The 1407-nt window shown below is 74.3% G+C and carries 2 pseudogenes; one reads left to right on the top strand and one right to left on the bottom strand.

Annotation, left to right across the window (positions count from 1 at the left end):
• Window positions 1-605, bottom strand: a pseudogene (locus IY392_RS17645) (ABC transporter permease); the annotation flags it as partial.
• Between the two features lie 154 nt (window positions 606-759).
• On the opposite strand from IY392_RS17645, the pseudogene IY392_RS17640 reads away from it, so the two are divergent.
• A pseudogene (locus tag IY392_RS17640) lies at window positions 760-1407 on the top strand (sensor histidine kinase); the annotation flags it as partial.

Here is a 1407-nt window from a genome sequence, read left to right as displayed (position 1 = left end):
CCCCTGGACGCCCCCGGCCCCTCGGATGAGACGGCGACGGCGGTGGCCGCCCCACCGCGCGGGGCGAGCCCGCGCCACGTGGCCAGGTCGGTGACGACGACGGGGGTGTGCGAATGCCACAGGTCGCCGACCCCTCCGGTGACGCGCAGAGCGCTGCCGTCGACCCTGAGCACGGTCCCACCGGCGCCCACCTCGTCGTCGACGCCTGTAGAGGTCAGGACCTCCCCCGATGCGGGCGGCGTCAACGATCCCACGGGGCCGCCGAGACCCACGGCGACGGCCGAGGCGCCGGTCTCGGTCCCGTCGTCTACGCGGATGCGGGCAACGCCCAGGGGGACGGCTGAGGGGTCGGCTTCGGTCACCCGGTCCACCTGCTCGCCGGTGAGGGAGGCGCGATCGAGGTCCACGGCCCCGTCCTCGTCGGCAGGTAGGACGAAGGTCGAGTCGCCACTGCCCAGGGCCCGCAGCGCGGACACACTCTGGTGCGCCAGACCCGCGGTGAGCCCGAGCAGGCCGGCGACCAGTACGGACAGCAGCAGTACGACGCCCGTGATGAGCGCGAAGCGGCCCCGCGCGGTGCGCAGGTCGCGGAGTGCGAAGAACATGGGGGGTCCTCTCGTGGTGGTCTGCGTCCAGGTTCGTCGCCGGCCGGGTCCCCCGAATCGCCCGAGCGGATGGTCTCGCGCGCCCGGAAGGTCGATCGCCGCATCCATCCTTCGATGGATGCCCGGGGCGACGGCAACGGCTAGCGTCGACCGGGTGACCGGCCCTTCCCGCCCCCGAGCGAGCGCAGAGCTGCCTCCCGAGTCGGCCGGCGTCCGAGCGGTCTTCACCCAACTGCAGGTGGCCCTGCACACCCTCGTGGCGGCCCTGCTCGCGTTCACGCTGGTCAGCGCGCACCGGGACACCGCCGGCGAACCGGACCTCGTGGCGGTGGCGGCTGCGGTCGGATTCACCGCCGTGTACCTGGCCGGGACCGTGTGGGACCACCTACACGGGACCGGCCGGGCCGCGAGACTGTGGTGGCTCGCCGCTGTGCTGGCGCTGTGGTCGGTCCTGGTGATCCGGGTGCCGGAGGCCGCCTACCTGGCGTTTCCGCTGTTCTTCCTGGCCCAGTTCCTCCTGCCCGTGTGGGCCGGGATCGCGGCGGTCACGGCACTCGCCACGGTGGCGATGATGGCCCTGGGGATGCACGGGGGGTTCACTCCCGCCGGGGTCGTGGGCCCCGCGGTGGGGGCGCTCGTCGCGGTGGGCCTGGGCACCGGCGTCCGGGCGCTCGACCGGGAGTCCCGGGCACGGCGCGAGGTGATCGCCGAGCTGGTCAGGACCCGCTCCGAGCTGGCTCATCGGGAGCGGGAGGTGGGCCGGGAAGCCGAGCGGGCCCGCCTTGCCGGCGAGATCCACGAC

This window comes from Dietzia sp. SYD-A1 (assembly GCF_015356725.1).
Taxonomy (GTDB): Bacteria; Actinomycetota; Actinomycetes; order Mycobacteriales; family Mycobacteriaceae; genus Dietzia.
Note: the sequence above shows the minus strand (reverse complement) of the source record. Positions and strands in the feature narration are given on the sequence as shown.